Below are 19,888 nucleotides of genomic sequence, written 5' to 3'. Positions count from 1 at the left end.
CCGGGGTCGGATCCCCTTCCCAACGGGAACGGGATCCGACCCGGCGTCATTCCGCGATCAGCACCAGGCCATCGGGGAAGACGATGGCCGCTTCATCCGCGCTGACATCAAAGAAGCCCACCCCGTGCTCCTCCGCAAGGTCCTGTACCCGGCCGTGCGCACGCTCGGCCACGGAGTAGGCAAACGCACCGTAGATGACGTGGCGGCCGATGCTGTAGTCGGTGACCTCGGCGCGATCGTCCTCATCGTTGCTCAGCGGACCATTCAAGGGCGGGAACTCCTGTGCCATCGCGGCGAACCAGCCCTGCAGTGCCGGACTGCTGACCACCGGATCGTCGTACTCGTGGTTCTCGCCCCAGGCGGTCTGCTTCTCGAACCAGGCGATGAACGCTGCCGCCTCACGCGGGGCGACGCTGGCCTCGAACACCATCATGTCGTAACTCATTGAACCGTCCTGTTGTCGGGGCGAAAGGCCGCCGGGCATGGCCCGGCGCTACGGGGTAGCGATGGTAGCGCCGGGCCATGCCCGGCGGATCGCGTTATAGCGACGGAGCGGCAGCATCCGCCAGCCCCGGCGCCAACGCTTTCGCCTCCGGGAACAGGGCGAAGCGCAGGCCCACCAGGCCCATCAACGCCTCGTCGCGTGCCTTGCAGGCCGCCACGCTGCCGACCCGCCCCAGCGAGGCATCCAACCGCTCGCGCAGCGTCTGATCGGCGGTGATCGGCCGGCGTGCGGCGACCTGGCGCCGATAGTGCGCGGCAATCTCCTGCAGGATCTGCTCAACGGCCTCGCGGCTGCGGTCGGGCAGTTCCAGCCGGGCACGCCGCAGCTGCAGGATGTTCAGGCCGATGCGGGCTTCATTGAGCATGTCCACCGACGCGATGTCGCTGCCTTCCGGCGTCGCCGCCAGCCGGGGGGCCAGCAGCCCGAGCAGATCGAGCATGCGCGCGGCGAAGCGCTGCCGGTCCTGCTGTCCGCGGCCTTCGGCCGCTTCCGCCAGGGTGGTCCAGCCTTGCCGGACCAGCCGCCGCGCGGTCCATTCGGCACCTACCGAGCGGAACAGGCGGGTCATCACCACCGCGAAGCCGATGCCGATGAACATCGCCACTGACGAGTTCACGAACGTCTGGATGTTGGCGCTGTAGGTGTTCTGCAGGCTGAGCAGCGCGGCCAGATTGACCGTCAGCGGCAGCGCAAACAACGCACTCTTGGGGTGGTGCAGCAGCAGGCCCAGCGGCAGGAACGTCACCGCCAGCACCAGTGCCAGCAGTCCGAAGTCGTGAACGGCGGGGAATACACCGAACAGGTACACGCCTGCGACCAGCGAAGCCACCATCGCCCACACCAGGAACGAGACCATGCTCGGTGCCGGATCATCCTGTGCCGCGAAGAAGGCCGCCGTCACCGCAGCCATCATCGCGCCGTTGCCACCGCCTTCCCAGCCCAGCGCGATCCACAGCACGCAATAGCCCATCAGCGCCACGCCGGCGCTGAGCGCCGAGAACAGCGCCATGCCGTAGTCGACGTGCCTGTCGGCCGCGACCCGGTCGGTGCGGATGCGATAGTGCGCGCGGTCCAGCGGCGCGTTGCCGTGGTCGATCGCCTGCTGCAGCGTGCGGCAGTCCTGCCACAGGTCCACCAGCTCTTCCAGCCGCAGCAGCAGGCTGGCCAGCTGCAGGTGCTGCAGGTCGCGGTCCACCTGCGGCTTCACTGCGCTGATGCGCGCACGCAGGCGGGCGTAATCACTGGCACTGGCCGGTTGCTGCAGCCATTCGTGAATGTCGTCGATCACTGCCGGCAGCCCATCGGGCAGCGACTGGCCATTGCTTCGCAGCGCACTCAGGCGATCGGCAATGGAGGAAAGCACCGGCAACAGCAACAGCATGCGCTCGCGCAGCCGCTCCATGGAGACCGCCGCGCCGGTGTGGCGCGGATCATCGCGGCGCAGGAACTCGATCAATGCCTCGAACTGCACCAGATCGGCGGCCAGGCGGTTGCGCGGTGCATGCGCGCGGCCTCGCTCCAGGATCTGCCGGCACCACTGCGCCGCATCCTCCATCCAGGTGCCGATGCGTGCGCGCAGCATCGGCCGCACCGAAGCCGGGAACAGCAGCGAGGCGAACAGCACCGCCACCACCGTGCCGAGGATGATCTCCTCGCTGCGTGCCACGACCGTGTCGAAGATCGTCTCCGGCGAGGTCACGGCGGGGAAGCCGATGAAGGCGGTCGTATAGCCGGCGAGCAGGAAGGCATAGCCGCGCGGGCCGCGGTTGAGCAGGGCCAGGAACAGGCAGCCGGCCAGCCAGAACGACATCGCCGCGCTCAGCAGCAGTGGGGTTTCCACCAGCGCGGGCAGCACCAGCAGTGTGGCCAGGCCGGCCACCAGGGTGCCGACGATGCGGTATACGCCCTTGGCGCGGGTTGGTCCCAGCAGCGGCTGGCTGACGATGTAGACCGTACCCATCGCCCAGTACGGGCGCGACAGGTTGCCGGCCATGGCGATGTACAGGGCGGCGATCGCGGCCAGGTAGGTCTTGATCGAGAACAGCCACGCCTGGCGATCGGTCACGGCGTTCATCACTTAGTTCGCCGTGGCCCGTGGGGCGGCCGTCGCCTGCCAGCCACCGCCGAGCACCAGGAACAGGTGGATCTGATCGCGCGAGACCTGTGCTTCGGCCGCGGCCAGTGTGGCATCGCTGGTGGCCAGGCTGCGGTCGGCGTCCAGGCTGGCCAGGTACGGTGTCCGCCCACCCTGGTAAAGCCGGCGGTTCTGCTCGGCTGCCAGCGCGGCCTGTTCCTGGGCGATGCGCAGCGACTGCAGTCGGCGCAGGTCCTGTGCGTAGCGGTCCAGAGCGGTCTGCGTCTCACGCAGTGCCTGCAGCACGGTGTGGTCGAACTCGGCCAGCGCCGCATCGGCGCCCGCTTCGGCAGCGTGGATGCGTGCATGGCTGCCCGATGACGGCAGCGTCCACGAGATCAGCGGCCCGATCGACCACTGCTGGGTCATGGGCTGGCCGAAATCTTCCAGCAGGCCGGCGGCGCCGATCGAAGCCCCCAGACGGATGTCCGGATAGAGTTCGGCAGTAGCCACGCCAATGCGCGCGGTGGCCGCGGCCAGCCTGCGTTCGGCCTGGCGCACATCCGGACGACGCTGCAGCAGCGCACGGCCATCTCCGACCGGCAGCGGTTGCGTCAGCGACGGTGCCTGTGCGCAGTCGATCACTCCGCCCGGCAACTGGCCGGGGGTCTGGCCGAGCAGGGCGGCCAGGGAGTACGCCGCCGCCGAGCGCTGCGCGCGCAACGGCGGCAACGCGGCCTCCAGCAGGGCGACCTGGGCATTGGCACGGGCCAGTTCCGGCGGCGTGCCGCGGCCGGCCGCGATCAACCGCTCGGTCACCGAGCGGCCGCGCTGCTGCAGCTGCAGCGAATGCTCGGCCACATGCAGTTCGTGATTGGCGTGGCAGATCTCCAGATAGCTGTCGGCCACCTGTGCGACCACGCTGACCTGGGCCAGGTCGCGCGCCGCAGCGACTGCCTGCTCGTCGGCCCGCGCCGCTTCCGCACCGCGCTTGAGCTTGCCGAACAGATCGAACTGATAGCTGACCGCGAACTTGCCATCGGCCAGGTTGATCACCGGCAGTTCGTGTTCCTGCAGGAACGATTCGGCCGACAACTGCGCGCGGCTGACGCCGGCCTCGGCCTCGTACTCGAAGCCACCGGCGTCCAGTGCCTGTTCGTACACGGCCGCCGCGCGGCGCAGGTGGGCATCAGCGGCTTTCAACTCAACGTTGTCGCGCAGCGCCTGGCTGATCAGGCCGTCCAGCACCGGATCGTCGTACAGCGACCACCAGCGCGCCGGCAGCGGCTGGTTGGCGGCGATCTGCGGGTTCTGCGTATCGATGAACGCCGCATTCGCCTCCGGGCGCTTGAATGCCGAGCCTTCCGGTAGTGCATAGTCGGGACCAACGGTCCTGCACGCGGCCAGGCTGGCCAGTGCGACGATCAGGCCGAGGCGGGACAGTGCGGTATTCACAGGCGGCCCCGCGTCGGCGTGGGGCCGGCCTTGCTGTCATCCGCGCGGCGGCCGGTATCCACCGTCACGGTGGCGGTGCGGCCGGCGATCAACTCAACACCCGCGGGAAGATCATCGATGGCAATCCGCACGGGAATGCGCTGCGCCAGCCGCACCCAGTCGAATGCGGGTGTGACGTTCGGCAACAGGCTGCTGCCGTTGCTGCGGTAGCGGTCCTCGATGCCGGCGGCGATGCTCTCCACATGTCCCTGCAATGGCCTGGATTCACCCATCAGGCGGATGTCCACGCGCTGCCCGGGCACCACACCCTGCAGGCGGGTCTCCTCGAAATAGCCATCGATGCGGAATGAGCCGGTATCCAGCAACGCCAGTACCGGTTTGCCGGCCACCACGTAGTCTCCGACTCGCAGCGTACGGTCATTGACCCGGCCATCTGCCGGCGCGCGCACTTCGGTGCGGCCCAGATTGAGTTCGGCCAGATCGACTGCGGCCTGTGCCGTGGCCAGCGCGGCCTGTGCGGCCTGCAGCTTGGCCCGGCGCACTTCGGCGTCCTCGGCAGCGACGAGGTCCTGCAGGCTGCGATCGCGACCGATCTCGCGCTTCAACTGGGCGACCGACGCCTGGCGCTCGGCCAGGCTGGCCTGTGCCTGCTCCAGTGCGATGCGGTAGCGCGCGCGGTCGACCACGAACAGCAGGTCGCCCTTCTTCACCGCCTGGTTGTCGGCGACGTTCACCGTCTCCACCAGGCCGGACACATCCGGCGCCATCTGCACCACGTCCGCGCCGACATGGGCGTCACGGGTCCAGGGCTCGTCCATGTAATAGACCCACAGCTGGCGCAGCACCAGCAGCGCGACGATCACGGCGGCACCGGTGAGCAGCACCGGCAGGGACTTCTTCACGATCTTGTTCACGATTGCATCCAGCGCAGAAGGTGGAAAAGCAGGCCCAGCACGATCCCGTACAGCGCCAGGTTGAACAGCGCCGGGTGCCAGACATGGCGGTAGGCACCGGCGCGTTGCAGCAGCGCGTGCAGACCGCTGTTGAGCAGATAGGCCAGCAGCATCAACCCGAGCAGGGTCGGGACGAACACTCCGTGGAGACTGAATTCACCAGGCATCGGTAGGGCAGGGCAGATGGGGGAGGGGAGGAACAACGGCACAACAACAACGGGTGACTGCCGCTGGCGTGGCAACGGCAGCGGCGGCATCCGGGGACATCGGTCTCACGTGATGCGGTCGGCGGCCTCGGCCAGCAGGCGCCATGCCTTCAGCACGGCGTGCAGTTCATCCATGGAAAGCGCGCCGAACACGTCCTGACGCAGGTCGATCAACTGATCTTCAAGTTCCTGCACCAGCGCTTGGCCGGCCTCGGTCAGCCACAGCAGGTTGGCGCGACGGTCGCTTGCATCACTTTCACGGCGGACCAGGTCGCTGGCACAGAGCTTGTCCAGCAGGCGTACCAGCGAAGGCCCCTCCATGCCCAGCTGCTGGGCCAGGGCGACCTGGCGGATGCCGCCGCCGGAGCGGCCGATCATCAGCAGGGGCATGGTGCAGGCGGTGGAGATCCCGTAGCTGCCCAGCCGGCTGTCGGCCAAGCGCTGCCACTGCCGCCCTGCATACAGCAGGCCGGAGCTGAGCTGCATCTGCAGCACGGTGCGCTCGTCGAGGGGGCGGTCCATAGATAGATAGGATACTACTAATTTCATTCCTATCAATAGGTTTGCTGAATGGGCGCCCCATTGCGGTAGCGCCGGGCCGTGCCCGGCGAGCGGCATGGGGCCCGTCCACAGAGCCCGCCGGGCATGGCCCGGCGCTACCGCAGCACGTTCCGGAGCCATGAGCCTCGGCCCTCGACCCCGACTGCCGGGGCGCGATGAACCATCCCCACGGGACGACCCACCCCCGGTCCTCCGCCACCCGCCCCACATCCCGCGAACGCGGTGGGTTGGCTCCTTAAAGGCAAGAGCAGAAGCAGTGCGGACCAAGGGTCCGCACCCACCAGGGCAGCGGCGCGCCGCTTCCGAAGCCATGAACCCCCGCTTTTGACCCCGCTTTCGGGGGGCCGACCGCGCCAGCAGGACATTGTCGGAGAGGGGAGGGGCAGGCCGGGCAGGACCGTCCACGGCATGGATGCCGTGGCCGAGCCTACAGGGACGTACTTGCGGCGTGTCCTGCCCGGCCTGCCCTTCCTCCTCTCGCTCAGCAGCCACGAGGCGCCGGAAGAACCCCCGATGAACCATCCCCACAGGACGACCCACCCCCCGGTCAGGTACGATGCTCGCCCCCCGTTCGGGACGCTGTACGCAATGAGCAAGAACAACGAAAAGGCCGCCCCGCAGGGCGACGTGACCCAGGACCAGGCCGAGGATGCCGTGCGCACCCTGCTGCGCTGGGCCGGAGAGGACCCGTCCCGCGAAGGCCTTCTGGACACCCCCCGCCGCGTCGCCGAAGCCTACGGCGACTGGTTCAGCGGTTACCGCGATGACCCGCGCGCCTACATGGAGCGGACCTTCGAGGAAGTCGCCGGTTACGACGAACTGATCGTCCTGCGTGACATCGAGTACGAAAGCCACTGCGAGCACCACATGGCGCCGATCATCGGCCGCGTGCATGTCGGCTACCTGCCGGCCGGCAAGGTGGTGGGCATCAGCAAGCTGGCGCGCGTCGTCGAGGCCTATGCCCGCCGTTTCCAGGTGCAGGAAAAGATGACGGCGCAGATCGCCCAGTGCATCCAGGATGTGCTGCAGCCGATCGGCGTCGGCGTGGTCGTCGAAGGGGCCCACGAGTGCATGACCACCCGCGGCATCCACAAGCGTGGCGTCAGCATGGTCACCTCCAAGATGCTCGGCAGCTTCCGCGACGATGCGCGTACCCGCGCCGAGTTCCTGCGCTTCATCGAAGTGGGCGGCAAGCGCTGAGCCGCTTCTCCCCGCACCGCCGGCCCATGGTGGCCGGCCTGCCCACGGCTGTCCCCGCGACGGCCGTGCGTGGCTGCCCGCAGCCGCCTGTCTTTCCCGATCCCCTCGCTGCATGAAGCATCGCGAACGCATCTCCCGCTACCGTCACCTGCGCGAACAGCCCCAATGGAAGCTGCTTGCCGCCGACCACGCGCCCGAAATCATCGGTCTGCTGCAGAGCCTGCTGATGGACGGCGAACGCACCTTGCCGTCCTCGGTGCTCAACGAGCGCCTGCAGCGCGCGCTGGACCAGCTCAATGGGGACGAACTGGCCCGTGACCTGCCGCGCACGGCGCAGGCCTACATCGCACACTGGCTGTCCCAGGGCTGGCTGGAGCGGCGGTTGCCCGAGGGTGCCGACCAGGAGCAGTACGAACTGTCGACCCAGGCCCTGCAGGCGATCCGCTTCGCCGACAGCCTCGAGCAGGCGCGCGTGGTTGCCACCGAGAGCCGCCTGGCACTGGTCATCGAACAGCTCTCGCAGCTGGCTGCACAGACCGAATCCGACCCCGACGCACGCCTGTCTGCGCTGCGCGACGAGCGCGACCGCATCGACGCCGAGATCGCGCGGGTCAGCGCCGGTCGTGTGGTCGCCCTGGACGGCAAGCGTGCACTGGAGCGCGCCCGCCAGATCATCGGTCTCGCCGACGAGCTGACCGAAGACTTCCGCCGGGTGCGCGACGGCTTCGAGCAGCTCAACCGGGAGTTCCGCGAGCGCATCATCGATGACGAAGGCGAACGTGGCGATGTGCTGTCGCAGCTGTTCGAGGGTGTGGACGTGATCGGCGAAAGCGATGCCGGCCGCAGCTTCCAGGCATTCTGGCGCCTGCTCAATGATGCCGAGCAGAGCGCGCAGCTCGATGCCGCGCTGGAAGCCGTGCTGGCACGCGGCTTTGCACGCCGCCTGGATCGCAACGAGCGCAACTTCCTGCGCAGCTTCACCAGCACCATGCTTGAACGCGGCGGCCAGGTACACGATGTCCTGCAGAATTTCGCGCGCAGCCTGCGTGGCTTCGTGCAGAGCCGTGGCTATCTTGAACAGCGTCGCCTCAATCAGCTGCTGAAGCAGGCCCAGTCCGAAGCGCTGGCTCTGCGCGACGAGTTCCCGGCCCAGCGCACGATCGGTCGTGACCTGCAGTTGACGACCAGCCGGCTGCGTTCGTGGTCGCAGTGGAAGCTGCACGACCCCCGCAGCGCCCAGGTCGATGGCAATGTCGAGTACAACGACGCGGCCAGCATCAGCCTGGAGAGCGTCGGTGATCTGGTGGCCTCGTCCGAAATCGATTTCCGCACCCTGCGCCGCGACCTGCACGACCTGCTCGATGCACAGCCGCGGCTCAGCATCGCCCAGGCGCTGTCGCAGCGCGAAGCGCCGCAGGGCCTGGGCAGCGTCATCGGCTACCTGTCGCTGGGCACGCGCTTCGGCAGCGTGGTCGCTGGCGAACAGGAGCTCGCCGAATGGCGTGGCGGCGACGGCCAACTGCGCCGCGCACGCATCCCGCTGGTTTGGTTCACCCAGGAGAGACGCCATGAGCTGGCATGAAGACCCCATCGAAGCACCGTCTGCCGACCAGGCCGAGGACGCCTACGAGGCCGAGCCGGCGATGCTCGAAGCGCAGCCACGGCGCGGCAACAGCGTGTACTACCTGGGTGATACCGGCCGCCTGCCGCTGGATGCCCGGCGCGCGCTGTGCCAGCTGCTGATCGGTCCCAGCATCGACCAGCTGCGCCACGCCAAGCTGTGGCCGGCACTGGTGCGCAGCGAGGCGGGCATCCGTTCAGCGCTGTCCGACCTGTTCCTGGAACTGGTGCTCGACCGCGAAAGCGGTGTGGCATTCACCCGCCAGGCCGACACCGAAGACGTCGATGCACCGGTACTGCTGCGGACCTCGCCGCTGACCTTCATCGACTCGGTGCTGTTGTTGTTCCTGCGCCAGCAGCTGGCTGAGGCCGACGCGCGCGGCAACCGCGCGGTGGTCGCCGACGCCGAGATGGCCGAAGCACTGGCCATCTACGAGAAGAACCTGTCCACCGACCGCGCCGGCTTCAATCGCCGCGTTGCATCGGCCGTGCAGAAAATGAAGGACAACCACATCCTGACCCGTCTGAGCGGCCAGGACGACCGCCACGAAGTCTCGCCGGCGCTGAAGCTGCTGTTCTCCGCCGAAGACGTGTCCCAGCTTTCGGCAGTGTACCGCCAGCTGCGCGAAACCCCGGCCGCCGAAGCCTGAGAGACCCGAACACCGCATGGCCATTTCCAAGCACACCCCCGCCCTGTTCAATGAAGGCCTGCCGGACCCGCGCCTGCAGCAGTTCCGCATGCGCCGCCTGCAGGTGCACAACTGGGGCACCTTCAACGGCCTGACCGAAGTGCCGATCGCCGAGCGCGGCTTCCTGTTCGTCGGCCGTTCCGGCTCGGGCAAGTCGACCCTGCTCGATGCCATGTCCGCGCTGCTGACGCCGCCGGCCATCGTCGACTTCAACGCGGCTGCACGCGAAGCCGAGCGCAGTGGCCGCGACCGCAACCTGGTGTCCTACGTGCGCGGCGCGTGGGCCGACCAGCAGGACAGTGGCACCGGCGAGATTGCCACGCAGTACCTGCGCAAGGGTGCGACCTGGACCGCACTGGTGCTGGAGTACCGGGCCGGCGACGGCCGCGTGGTCAGCCTGGTGCGCCTGTTGTGGATCTCCGGCAATGGCACCTCGGCCGGCGACGTGCGCAAGCACTACGTGATCGCCGAGCGTCCGTTCGACATCGCCAAGGATCTGGGCGGCTTCGATCTGGACCTGCGCAAGCTCAAGCAGAAGCTGGCCGACGTCCACCACTTCGACACCTTCTCCGGCTATGCCGAGCGCTTCCGCGACCTGCTCGGCATCGACAACGAGATGGCGCTGCGCCTGCTGCACAAGACGCAATCAGCGAAGAACCTGGGTGATCTCAACGTCTTCCTGCGCGACTTCATGCTCGACACGCCGAAGACGTTCGACGCCGCCGAGCGCCTGGTGAGTGATTTCGCCGAGCTTGACGGGGCCCATCAGGCGGTCGTCACCGCCCGTCGCCAGGTGGAGACGCTGTTGCCGGCGCGCGCCTATTACGCCGATCTGAAGGAAATGCACCGGCAGCGCGGTGACGACGAGGCGCTCAAGCTGGGCGTCGACAGTTTCCGCGAGAGCCGCCGCCAGGCGCTGATCGAAGCGCGCCTGCGCGAGATGGACGTGCGTGACCGTGGCCTGCTGGGGGAAGAGGCGCAGCGCCGCGCTGCGCTGGACAACCACAGCGAACGCCTGGCCGAGCTGGAACTGCAGCGGCGTCAGCAGGGCGGCGAGCGCATCGAAGAGCTGGAGCGCGAGCAGGGCCGCGCCGAAGCCGAGCGCGACCGCCGCAAGGCCAAGCGCGACCAGGCGCAGGAAGCCGCACGGAAACTGCAGGCCGAACTGCCCGACGACGCCCATGGCTTCGCCGAACTGGTCGAGCGTGCGCAGAACGAACTGCAGGATCGCCAGCGCGCTTCGGCCTCGCTGGACGATGCCATCAGCGAGCGCCTCGGTGGCAAGCGCGATGACGAGCGTCGCTTCGCTGAAGTACGCCTCGAACTTGACGCGATGCAGCGCACGCCCTCCAACATTCCGGCGCCGATGCAGAAGCTGCGTGCACGGTTGGCGGAAGAGACCGGCATTTCCGAAGTGGCGTTGCCGTTCGTCGGCGAGCTGATCCAGGTCCGCTCCGAGGAACAGGGCTGGCAGGGTGCGATCGAACGCGTGCTGGGTGGCTTCGCGCTGTCGCTGCTGGTTGACGACAAGCACTACAACGCGGTTGCCGACTGGGTGAACCGCACCCACCTCGGCATGCGCTTCACCTACTACCGCGTGCGCCGCAACGACGAGGCGTTCGCCCGCGAACCATCGGCGAAGTCGCTGCTGCACAAGCTGGAGCTGCGCGACCACGTGTTCGAGAGCTGGCTGCGGCGTGAGCTGGGCAAGCGATTCGACTACGAATGCGTGGATGCCAGACAGCTGCGCAACGTCGACCGCGGCATCACCCGCGAAGGCCAGGTCAAGCATCCGGGCGACCGCTTCGAGAAGGACGACCGCAGTGCCGTGGGCGACCGCCGTCGCTGGATTCTCGGTTTCAACAATCACGACAAGGTCGGTGCGTTCGAACGTGAGGCGCAGGAACTGGCCAAGCGCATCGCCAGCTGCGAGACCGATATCGCGAGCCTGCGTGGCCAGCGCGATCGTGACAACGAGCGCCGCCTGGCCTGCCACGAGCTCGCGGGTATCCAATGGAACGAGATCGACGTCGCCGCGCCCCAGCAGCGCCTGACCGACATCGAAGCCAGCCTGCGCGACCTGCGCGAAGGCAATGCCGACCTGGCCAGGCTGGCACAGCAGATCGACGCCGTGCGCGCCGACATCGAGCAGGCCCGCCGCACCTATGAGGATGTCCGCGTCGAGCGCGGCCAGCTGGTCCGGGAACGTGACCGCCTCGACCGCGCGCGCCAGCAGAGCCGCGCGCTGGTGCTGCCAACGCTGGCCGAAGCGCAGGAGAGCGGCCTGGCAGAGCGGTTGCAGCAACAGGGCCCGCTCAGCCTGGAAACGCTGGAAGCGCACATGCGCCAGGTCAGCAATGCGCTGAACGAACAGTTGTCGTCCTCGCAGCAGGACCTCAACCGTATCGAGAACCAGCTGGTCGGCTGCTTCCGCCGCTTCATCCAGCAGTGGCCGGAAGAATCCGGCGACTTCACCGCATCGGTGGCGTCGGCCGAGGACTTCCTTGCCCGCCTCGACCGTCTCGAACGCGATGGCCTGCCGCAGCATGAGGAACGCTTCTTCGATCTGCTGCAGAACCAGAGCAAGAACAACCTGTTGGCCCTGCAGCGCCACAGCGCCGAGGCCCGCAAGTCGATCGGCCAGCGCCTGGACGAAGTCAACGCCAGCCTGGAGCAGGTGCCGTTCAACCGGGGCACCCTGCTGACCATCGAATTGAGCGACCGCCGGCTGCCGGAAGTGCTGGAGTTCCAGCTGCAGCTGCGCGAAGTGCTGTCGCAGCAGCAGACCGAGCAGCGTGAACTGGCGGAGTCACAGTTCACCGTGCTGCGCCAGCTGGTCAACCGCCTGGGTTCGCAGGAAGGTGAGGACAAGCGCTGGCGCGAGCTGGTCCTGGACGTGCGCATGCACGTGGAGTTCATCGGCGTCGAACTCGATGCGGAAACGCGCCAGCAGGTCGAGATCTACCGCAGCGGCGCCGGCAAGTCCGGTGGCCAGCGGCAGAAGCTCGCCACCACCTGCCTGGCCGCAGCGCTGCGTTACCAGCTCGGCGGCGCTGACAGCCAGCTGCCCAGTTACGCGGCGGTCGTGCTCGACGAGGCCTTCGACAAGGCCGACAACGAGTTCACCGCGCTGGCGATGAACATCTTCGACAACTTCGGTTTCCAGATGGTGGTCGCCACGCCGCTGAAGTCGGTGATGACCCTGGAGCCCTTCATCGGTGGTGCCTGCTTCGTCGAGATCAGCGGCCGCCACGATTCGGGCGTGCTGCTGATCGAGTACGACGAAGAAGGAAGGCGCCTGAAGCTGCCCGAGCGCAGCCGCCAGCAGGCCAATGAACCGGAGGAAGCCGAAGCCTGACCGCCTCGGGCAATCCACCTGTAGAGCCGAGCCATGCTCGGCTGCTCTTCGCGACCTGAAACAACGTGCCAACCAAGGTTGGCACCTACCATTTCATAACGTCCCTCACGAACCGCGGAACGTATCCCACGCCATCCGCGCGATCAGCACCACCACCAGGCCCACGAACAGTTTGCGGATGAACGGCGTGCCGCCTTTCAGTGCCAGCCGCGTGCCGACCACCGAACCGATGATGTTGGCCGTGGCCATCGGCAGCGCGAACAACCACAGGATGTTGCCGGTCGGCACGAAGAACGAGATTGCCGCCATGTTCGTCGCCAGGTTCACGACCTTCGATGCGGCCGACGCACGCAGGAAGTCCAGGCCGAAGAAGCGCACGAACAGGAAGATCAGGAAGCTGCCGGTGCCTGGCCCGAAGAATCCATCGTAGAAGCCGATCGCAGCGCCGATCACCAGCGCGATGGTCAGTTCGCGCCGGCCGATCTCCTGCGGCCGGTGCAGCGCGCCGAAATCCTTCTTCCACAGGGTGTAGGCCAGCATCGCCACCAGCAGCACCAGCACCAGCGGCCGCACGGCATCCTTGGGCAGCAGGCTCACCGCCGTAGCCCCGGCGAACGAGAACACGAATGCCGTGCCCGCGGCGAACAGTACCGGCTTCCAGGGGAACCGCACGTTGCGTGCATAGCGCCACGCCGCCGCCGCCGTGCCGAACATCGAACTGAACTTGTTGGTACCGAACAGCATCGCCGGCGTCTGCTGGGGCAGCACGGTGAACAGGCCGGGCAGCTGTACCAGTCCCCCTCCACCCACGGCAGCATCGACCAGGCCGGCAATGAAGGCGATCACCACCAGCCACCACAACTCGGGGGGAACCAGTTCCAGCACGGGGATCATTCAATGTGGGGGCGCGACAGCATACGCCTATCGCCGATGGATGCCCGACGTGACTCAAGCGACAATACCCCCATGAGCCGAAACCCTGCCGATTCCTGCCCCTGTGGCCTCGCCACGGGCTACGCCGACTGCTGCGGCCGCTTCCATGCCGGCGAGCCCGCACCGGACGCCGAGCGCCTGATGCGCTCGCGCTACAGCGCGTACGTGCGTGGTCTGGCCGACTACCTGCGGGCCACCTGGCATCCGGCCACCCGTCCCGCCGAACTGTCACTGGACGAGGCGCCCGGCCAGCGGACGCACTGGCTTGGCCTGACCGTCCACGAGCACCAGGTGAATGGGCCCGACCATGCCGAAGTGCGATTCACCGCCCGCTACCGGGTGGGCGGCGGCAGTGCGGTGAAAATGAACGAGCGCAGCCGGTTCGAGCGCATCGACGGACGCTGGTACTACCTCGACGCGATCTGAACCGGTTACGCGACGGCATCGATGTGAACGGCGCGATGTCACGCCATGACGTTGCGCTCACCCGCACCGCTGGATGCTGGCTGCATGGACAGCGCTACCGTCGCCGTCGCTGCTCCGCAGCGTGAACTCGCCCACCGCTATGCGCAGACGCGCGCCCGCAGCGTGCTGCTGGCCGAACCGCTCAGTGCCGAAGATGCCATGCTGCAGAGCATGGCGGACGCCAGCCCGAGCAAATGGCATCTGGCGCACACCACGTGGTTCTTCGACCGCTTCGTGCTGGCCGGTCTATCCGGCGCACCGGCACGTGACCCCGCGTGGGACTACCTGTTCAACAGCTACTACAAGAGCATTGGACCGGCGCATGCCAGGCCGCAGCGTGGCCTGCTCTCGCGCCCGTCGCTTCAGCAGGTACTCGATTACCGGCAGCAGGTCGATGCACACCTCCTGACGCGTCTCCGCGATGGCGATCTTGACGATGAAGCCCTGCAGCATCTCCAGCTGGGCCTGCAGCACGAGCAGCAGCACCAGGAGCTGCTGCTGACCGACATCAAGCACGCGCTCTGGTGCAATCCGCTGCATCCGCCCTACCGCCAGGACCTGCGCGCCGCCGTCAGCGCAGCCAGTCCGCTGGGCTGGATCGAATCTCCCGAGCGCATCGTCACCGTCGGCGCACCGGCATGGCCACAGCACGCTACCTTCGCCTACGACAACGAATCGCCACCGCATCGCGTGCTGTTGCCGGCCCACATGCTGGCTGATCGACCGGTCTGCAACGCGGAGTACCGGGACTTCGTCGAAGCCGGCGGTTACCGCGATCCGCGCTGGTGGCTCAGTGAGGGGTGGGCTCTGCGCGAAAGCGAGGACTGGCAGCATCCCCTCTATTGGGATGACGCCCTCCAGCGCGAATACACGCTCGGCGGCTGGCGCGACCTCGACGCGCATGCGCCGGTGTGCCATCTCAGCTACTACGAAGCCGATGCGTATGCCCGCTGGGCCGGTGCGCGCCTGCCCAGCGAATTCGAGTGGGAGGCCGCCGCGACGTCGCAGCCGATCGCCGGCCATTTCGCCGAGGACGATCATCTGCATCCTGCTGCAGCACAGGGCAGGGGACTGCGGCAGCTGTTCGGCGACGTCTGGGAATGGACCGGCAGCGCCTATGGCGCGTACCCCGGATTCCGTCCGTTCGCCGGCAATCTGGGTGAGTACAACGGCAAGTTCATGTGCGGGCAGTGGGTCCTGCGCGGCGGCAGCTGTGCCACCCCGCGCGGGCATGTGCGCGCCAGCTACCGCAACTTCTTCATGCCACCTGCGCGCTGGCAGTTCTCCGGCCTGCGCCTGGCGAGGGATCTGCCGTGAGCACCGTACAGGATGCGCTGCAGGCGCTGACCGATCTGACGCCCAGCCGCGAGCAGATCCTCGCCGACACACTGGCCGGACTGTCGCGCACTGCGCGCCAGCTGCCGTCGAAGTACTTCTATGATGCGCGCGGATCACGCCTGTTCGAACAGATCACCCACACGCCGGAGTACTACCCCACGCGCACCGAGCTGGCCCTGCTGAATCGGGTGCTGCCGGATATCGCACGCGTGGTGGGCCCGCGCCTGCACGTGGTCGAGCTGGGCAGCGGCAGTGGTCGCAAGACCGCGCTGTTGCTGGCCGCGCTGCAGGATCCCGTGGCCTACACCCCCATCGAGATCTCCCGGGCGGCGCTGCTGTCGAGCATCGATCACCTCGCTCCCGCGCTTCCCGACGTGGAAATGCTGCCGGTCTGCGCTGATTTCACCCGGCCGGTGGACGTGCCCGCACCGGAGCGCGAGCCCGCGCGGCGCCTGCTGTTCTTCCCGGGGTCCACGCTCGGCAACTTCGCCGGCGAGGACGCCCTCGACCTGCTGCGGGCCATGCGTCAGACCATGGGTGACCACGGCCTGGCCCTGATCGGCATCGACCTGCACAAGGACCCCGCGCTGATCGAAGCCGCCTACAACGATGCCGAAGGCATCACCGCGGCATTCACCCTCAACCTGCTCGTCCGCCTCAACCGTGAGGTGGGCAGCGACTTCGATCTGGACGGCTTCCGCCACCGTGCCCGTTACAGCACCGAACGTCTGCGCATCGAGACCGATCTGGTCAGCCAGCGGGCACAGGACGTCCACCTCGATGGCCGCACCTTCCACTTCGAGGCCGGTGAGGCGATCCGCGTCGAGTACAGCCACAAGTACACCGATGATGGCTTTGATGCGCTGGTGCGGCAGGCCGGCCTGCAGGTTGCGCAGCGCTGGGACGCTGACAGTCCAGCTTACGGCCTGCGGCTGCTGCGTACGCTCTAGAGAGGCCAACGGCCGGCCACTGCTTCAGCATCGCCGGTCGCTCAGCCTCTAGTATGGTGTCAGCACCGGCAACACGGAGGACGCCATGCCCACCCTGACCGCACTCGGCCTGGCCGCGGCACTGGCCGCGCCGTCAACGGCGCCCGACCTGACCCCGCCCGATCCCGCGTTCACCCGGTGTCTGGCACAGCTGCAGGCAACGGCAGCTACCCAGGGCATTGCCGCAGACCGCTTCGGTGCGATCACCGCCGACCTGCGTCCTGATCCCAGCGTGCTCGGCTTGCTGGATGCGCAGCCCGAATTCTCCACCCCGATCTGGGACTACCTGGCTGCACTGGTGGACCGCCAGCGCGTCGACGATGGACGGGCCATGCTGCAGCAGCACCGCGACCTGCTTGATCGCATCGCCGCGCAGTATGGTGTCGATCCGGTCACCATCGTCGCCGTCTGGGGCGTGGAGAGCGACTATGGCCGTGTATTCGGCAAGCGTCCGCTGCTGCAGTCGCTGGCGACGCTGTCCTGCGCCGGCCGGCGGCAGGCGTTCTTCCGTGGCGAACTGCTGGCCCTGCTCACGCTGATCGATCGCGGTGATCTGCAGGCTCAAGGTCTGACCGGGTCCTGGGCCGGCGCGTTCGGCCATACGCAGTTCATGCCCAGCACCTACGCACGCATCGCCGTCGACGGCGATGGCGACGGTCGCCGTGACCTGGTGGGCAGCATTCCCGACGCACTGGCGTCTACCGCCAACTACCTCAAGCGCGCCGGCTGGCGCACGGGAGAACCGTGGGGCATGGAGGTGCGTGTTGCCGACGGCTTCAATTCCAGCCTGGCCGGCCGTACCCAACGCCGGTCACTGGCTGAATGGCGTACGCAGGGCGTGACAGCGCTGGACGGCAGCGCGCTGGCTCCGGCGGGTCTGGCTGCCGACGCGCGGGCGGCACTGCTGCTGCCCGCCGGCATCAAGGGGCCGGCCCTGCTGGTGTTCCGCAACTACGATGCGATCTACAGCTACAACGCCGCCGAAAGCTATGCGCTGGCGATCGCGACGCTGGCTGATCGCCTGCGCGGCGGCAGCGGCCTGGCCACCGCCTGGCCGACCGATGACCCCGGGCTCGGCCGTGATGAGCGCCGTCAGCTGCAGACCCTGCTGCTGGCGCGGGGGCATGATATCGGTACCGCTGATGGCATGATCGGCACAGCCAGCCGCCGGGCGATCCAGGCCGAACAGCGCCGCCTGGGATGGAGCACGGCCGATGGACGAGCCGGCCAACGCATCCTGCGCGCGCTGCAGAGCGCGGCGCCGCCTGCGGTGGCCTCCACCCGCTTCACGCTTCCCAGCAACTACAGTGCCGTGCAGTCGCCGGCCATACGGAGTCGATCCAACGTGCAACAGATCCAGGGCGTACGCAGTGGCCAGTTCCAGGGGCTTGATGCCTGGCTGGTGGAAACCCCCCAGGCCACCGCAGCCATCAGTGTGTTCGGCGGCCAGCTGCTCTCCTTCGTACCCAAGGGGCAGCCCGATCTGCTGTGGCTTTCGCCACGCCGTGCCGCATTGCCGACCCCCATCCGCGGCGGCAGCCCGGTGTGCTGGCCGTATTTCGGGCGACAGGGGCAAGGCGACGATGTGCCCGCGCATGGTTTCGTGCGCACCCTGCCGTGGGAGCTGAAGAAGGCCCGCCGGCTGGACGACGGCAGCATCGAACTCGTATTGGCTCCCCCTGCATTGGACAACCTCGCTCTGCGCCTGGCCATGACCGTGCGCATCGGCCGTGAACTACGGCAGCAGCTGGTGACCGACAATCCTGGCACCGTGCCGGTGACGATCACCCAGGCGCTGCACAACTACTTCCGCGTGGGCGATGCCAGCAAGGTCGAAGTCGATGGCGTGGACGGGCTGGAGTATCTGGACAAGTTCGAGAACTATGCACAGGCGCGGCGCCAGCAGGGCCCGTGGTCCCTGCGCGATCCGCGCGACCCGGGCCGCAGTGACCGCATCTATACCGGGGCAGGTGGCCACTACGTCCTGCGCGATCCGGTGCTGAAGCGTCGCATCACGATCCGTACCGAAGGCAGCCGCTCGCTGGTGGCCTGGAATCCCGGCGCGGAAGCGGCAGCGAAGATGGCCGACGTGGGAGACGGCTGGCGCGATTACGTCTGTCTGGAAGCGGCCAATGCCGGGCCCGACGTGATCACCATCGCACCGGCCGGTCGCCACGTGCTGGTACAGACCTTGTCCAGCTCGCCACTGTGAGTGGACATCCCGCCACGGATGGCAATCCCTACGCTGCACCGGTTGCCGGCGATGCGCCGTCGAGCCTGGACGCCGCAATGGCGGTCTATGACCGTCATCCACGGCTCGCCCGCGTGGTGGCCGACAACTTCGCTGTCTATGCCGAGTTGTGGCGGCTGCGTCGGGATCCGCCGGGCTGGCCGCGTCCCTGGAACTGGGCCGCGTTCCTGTTCGATTTCAAGTGGCTGCTGTACCGGCGCATGTACGGCATGGCGGTGGCCTACGTCCTGATCAGCATGGTGGGGGGGGCCGCCATCGTGCTGGCCGGAATGGACGACGCGGCGATATGGGGGTTGACGTTGGCCTTGAAGATCGCAGTGTCACTGGCGGCCAATGCGCTGTATCTGCGCCGCTGCAGGGCGGTGATCGCCCGCGCCGAAGCCGCCGGCGCGGGTGACGGCGCACGCGTCGAGGCCTATATCGACCGGCGCAGCGGCGTCAGCCGGCTGGCCCTGGGCCTGGGCATCGCGTTCAGCGTCGCACTGCAGGCGTTGGACCTCTTCGGCGGCGCCTAGCTGCGGGGCTCACGTGGCCGCAGGACCAGCAGGCACAGCGCGCCAGCGACCAGCCCCGAAGGCAGAAGGCGGAACCGATACCCGCCAGCGACATCCCCGACGCAGTGACCAGAAAGGTGACCAGTGCCGCCTCGCGGTCGCGCTCCACCGCCAGTGCGCTGGCGAGGCTGTTGCCGATGGTGCCGAACAGTGCGATGCCAGCCACGCAGGCCACCAGCTCCCGCGGGAACGCGGCGAACAGTGCGGCCACGGTGGCGCCGAACAGGCCGATGACGATGTAGAACACACCTGCCGCCATCGCCGCGGTGTAGCGCCGGGCAGGATCCTCATGGGCATCGCGGCCCATGCAGATGGCTGCGGTGATCGCGGCCAGGTTCAGCGCATAGGCACCGAAGGGGGCCAGTACCGTGTTGACCACGCCGATCCAGCCGATCAGCGGCGATACCGGGGCGTCGTAGCCGGAGGCGCGCATCACGGCGACGCCGGGAATGTTCTGCGAGGCCATGGTCACCACGAACAGGGGCAGGGCGATGCCTGCCACGGCAGTCCACGACAGGGAAGGTGCCACCCACTGCGGGACCGCCAGCTGCAACTGCAGCTGCTGCGCGTGCAGCAGACCGCGGCTGGCCGCGACCGCGATGCCAACCAGCAGGGTCGCGATCACGGCGTAACGCGGGAACAGGCGCCGGCCAGCCAGCCAGGTCGCGAACATCGCCAGGGCAAGTACCCTCTGGCTGTCCATTGCGACGAACACATCCAGGCCGAAGCGCAACAGC

16 protein-coding genes and 1 pseudogene (1 of these 17 cut by a window edge) are annotated in these 19,888 nt (G+C 67.8%); 9 read left to right on the top strand and 8 right to left on the bottom strand.

The window, feature by feature from the left end; all coding sequences use genetic code 11:
• Nucleotides 1–46: 46 nt before the first annotated feature.
• From ACZK08_RS19385 to ACZK08_RS19360, 6 genes are all read right to left on the bottom strand, one after another.
• Nucleotides 47–445, bottom strand: coding sequence for a hypothetical protein (locus tag ACZK08_RS19385; protein WP_053517252.1), 399 nt, complete (start codon nucleotides 443–445; stop codon nucleotides 47–49).
• A 94-nt stretch (nucleotides 446–539) separates the two neighbouring features.
• Nucleotides 540–2,579 carry an FUSC family protein gene (locus ACZK08_RS19380; protein ID WP_065182151.1) on the bottom strand — a complete coding sequence of 680 codons (2,040 nt, stop codon included), beginning with the start codon at nucleotides 2,577–2,579 and terminating at the stop codon, nucleotides 540–542.
• A 3-nt stretch (nucleotides 2,580–2,582) separates the two neighbouring features.
• The gene (locus ACZK08_RS19375) at nucleotides 2,583–4,034 is read right to left on the bottom strand and encodes an efflux transporter outer membrane subunit (protein ID WP_065174051.1); all 1,452 of its coding nucleotides are present in this window, start codon (nucleotides 4,032–4,034) and stop codon (nucleotides 2,583–2,585) included.
• Nucleotides 4,031–4,948: an efflux RND transporter periplasmic adaptor subunit gene (locus ACZK08_RS19370; protein WP_053517256.1), complete on the bottom strand. Its 918-nt coding sequence runs from the start codon at nucleotides 4,946–4,948 to the stop codon at nucleotides 4,031–4,033. The genes ACZK08_RS19375 and ACZK08_RS19370 overlap by 4 nt, the downstream gene beginning before the upstream one ends.
• Nucleotides 4,945–5,154: a DUF1656 domain-containing protein gene (locus ACZK08_RS19365; protein ID WP_053517257.1), complete on the bottom strand. Its 210-nt coding sequence runs from the start codon at nucleotides 5,152–5,154 to the stop codon at nucleotides 4,945–4,947. The genes ACZK08_RS19370 and ACZK08_RS19365 overlap by 4 nt, the downstream gene beginning before the upstream one ends.
• Before the next feature lie 105 nt (nucleotides 5,155–5,259).
• Nucleotides 5,260–5,715: a MarR family winged helix-turn-helix transcriptional regulator gene (locus ACZK08_RS19360; RefSeq protein WP_065174050.1), complete on the bottom strand. Its 456-nt coding sequence runs from the start codon at nucleotides 5,713–5,715 to the stop codon at nucleotides 5,260–5,262.
• 627 nt (nucleotides 5,716–6,342) lie between these two features.
• On the opposite strand from ACZK08_RS19360, the gene folE reads away from it, so the two are divergent.
• The 4 genes from folE (at nucleotide 6,343) to ACZK08_RS19340 (ending at nucleotide 12,621) form a co-directional block, all read left to right on the top strand.
• On the top strand, nucleotides 6,343–6,954 hold the full coding sequence (gene folE / locus ACZK08_RS19355; protein ID WP_004141296.1) for a GTP cyclohydrolase I FolE: 612 nt from the start codon (nucleotides 6,343–6,345) through the stop codon (nucleotides 6,952–6,954).
• Nucleotides 6,955–7,066: 112 nt separating this feature from the next.
• Entirely contained in the window at nucleotides 7,067–8,536 is a 1,470-nt protein-coding gene (locus ACZK08_RS19350) for a DUF3375 domain-containing protein (protein ID WP_065182152.1), read from the top strand.
• Nucleotides 8,523–9,224, top strand: a complete 702-nt coding sequence (locus ACZK08_RS19345; protein ID WP_053520047.1) for a DUF4194 domain-containing protein — start codon at nucleotides 8,523–8,525, stop codon at nucleotides 9,222–9,224. The genes ACZK08_RS19350 and ACZK08_RS19345 overlap by 14 nt, the downstream gene beginning before the upstream one ends.
• Nucleotides 9,225–9,240: 16 nt before the next feature.
• Entirely contained in the window at nucleotides 9,241–12,621 is a 3,381-nt protein-coding gene (locus tag ACZK08_RS19340) for an ATP-binding protein (RefSeq protein WP_065182153.1), read from the top strand.
• A 105-nt stretch (nucleotides 12,622–12,726) separates the two neighbouring features.
• On the opposite strand, the gene ACZK08_RS19335 is transcribed toward ACZK08_RS19340, so the two are convergent.
• On the bottom strand, nucleotides 12,727–13,506 hold the full coding sequence (locus ACZK08_RS19335) for a sulfite exporter TauE/SafE family protein (RefSeq protein ID WP_053520049.1): 780 nt from the start codon (nucleotides 13,504–13,506) through the stop codon (nucleotides 12,727–12,729).
• Nucleotides 13,507–13,587: 81 nt separating this feature from the next.
• Here ACZK08_RS19335 and ACZK08_RS19330 point away from each other — a divergent pair, with 81 nt between their 5' ends.
• The 5 genes from ACZK08_RS19330 to ACZK08_RS19310 all read left to right on the top strand — a co-directional run bounded on the left by ACZK08_RS19330 (nucleotide 13,588) and on the right by ACZK08_RS19310 (nucleotide 19,112).
• Entirely contained in the window at nucleotides 13,588–13,980 is a 393-nt protein-coding gene (locus ACZK08_RS19330) for a YchJ family metal-binding protein (RefSeq protein ID WP_065182154.1), read from the top strand.
• 84 nt (nucleotides 13,981–14,064) lie between these two features.
• A complete protein-coding gene (gene egtB, locus ACZK08_RS19325) occupies nucleotides 14,065–15,336 on the top strand; it encodes an ergothioneine biosynthesis protein EgtB (RefSeq protein WP_065182155.1) in 1,272 nt (423 codons plus the stop codon).
• Nucleotides 15,333–16,307 (top strand): L-histidine N(alpha)-methyltransferase, encoded by a 975-nt coding sequence (gene egtD, locus ACZK08_RS19320; RefSeq protein WP_065182156.1) that lies wholly within the window; start codon nucleotides 15,333–15,335, stop codon nucleotides 16,305–16,307. Before egtB ends, egtD begins: the two co-directional genes overlap by 4 nt.
• Nucleotides 16,308–16,392: 85 nt before the next feature.
• Nucleotides 16,393–18,558 carry a lytic murein transglycosylase gene (locus ACZK08_RS19315; protein ID WP_081284397.1) on the top strand — a complete coding sequence of 722 codons (2,166 nt, stop codon included), beginning with the start codon at nucleotides 16,393–16,395 and terminating at the stop codon, nucleotides 18,556–18,558.
• Entirely contained in the window at nucleotides 18,555–19,112 is a 558-nt protein-coding gene (locus tag ACZK08_RS19310; RefSeq protein WP_065176257.1) for a DUF2628 domain-containing protein, read from the top strand. The genes ACZK08_RS19315 and ACZK08_RS19310 overlap by 4 nt, the downstream gene beginning before the upstream one ends.
• Here the strand turns inward: ACZK08_RS19310 and ACZK08_RS19305 are convergent.
• Nucleotides 19,109–19,888 (bottom strand): annotated as a pseudogene (locus ACZK08_RS19305) (benzoate/H(+) symporter BenE family transporter) (it continues 416 nt past the right edge of the window). The gene ACZK08_RS19310 and the pseudogene ACZK08_RS19305 overlap by 4 nt on opposite strands.

The organism is Stenotrophomonas sp. 112478_Sma, assembly GCF_056479905.1.
This window is presented reverse-complemented; position numbering and strand designations above follow the sequence as displayed.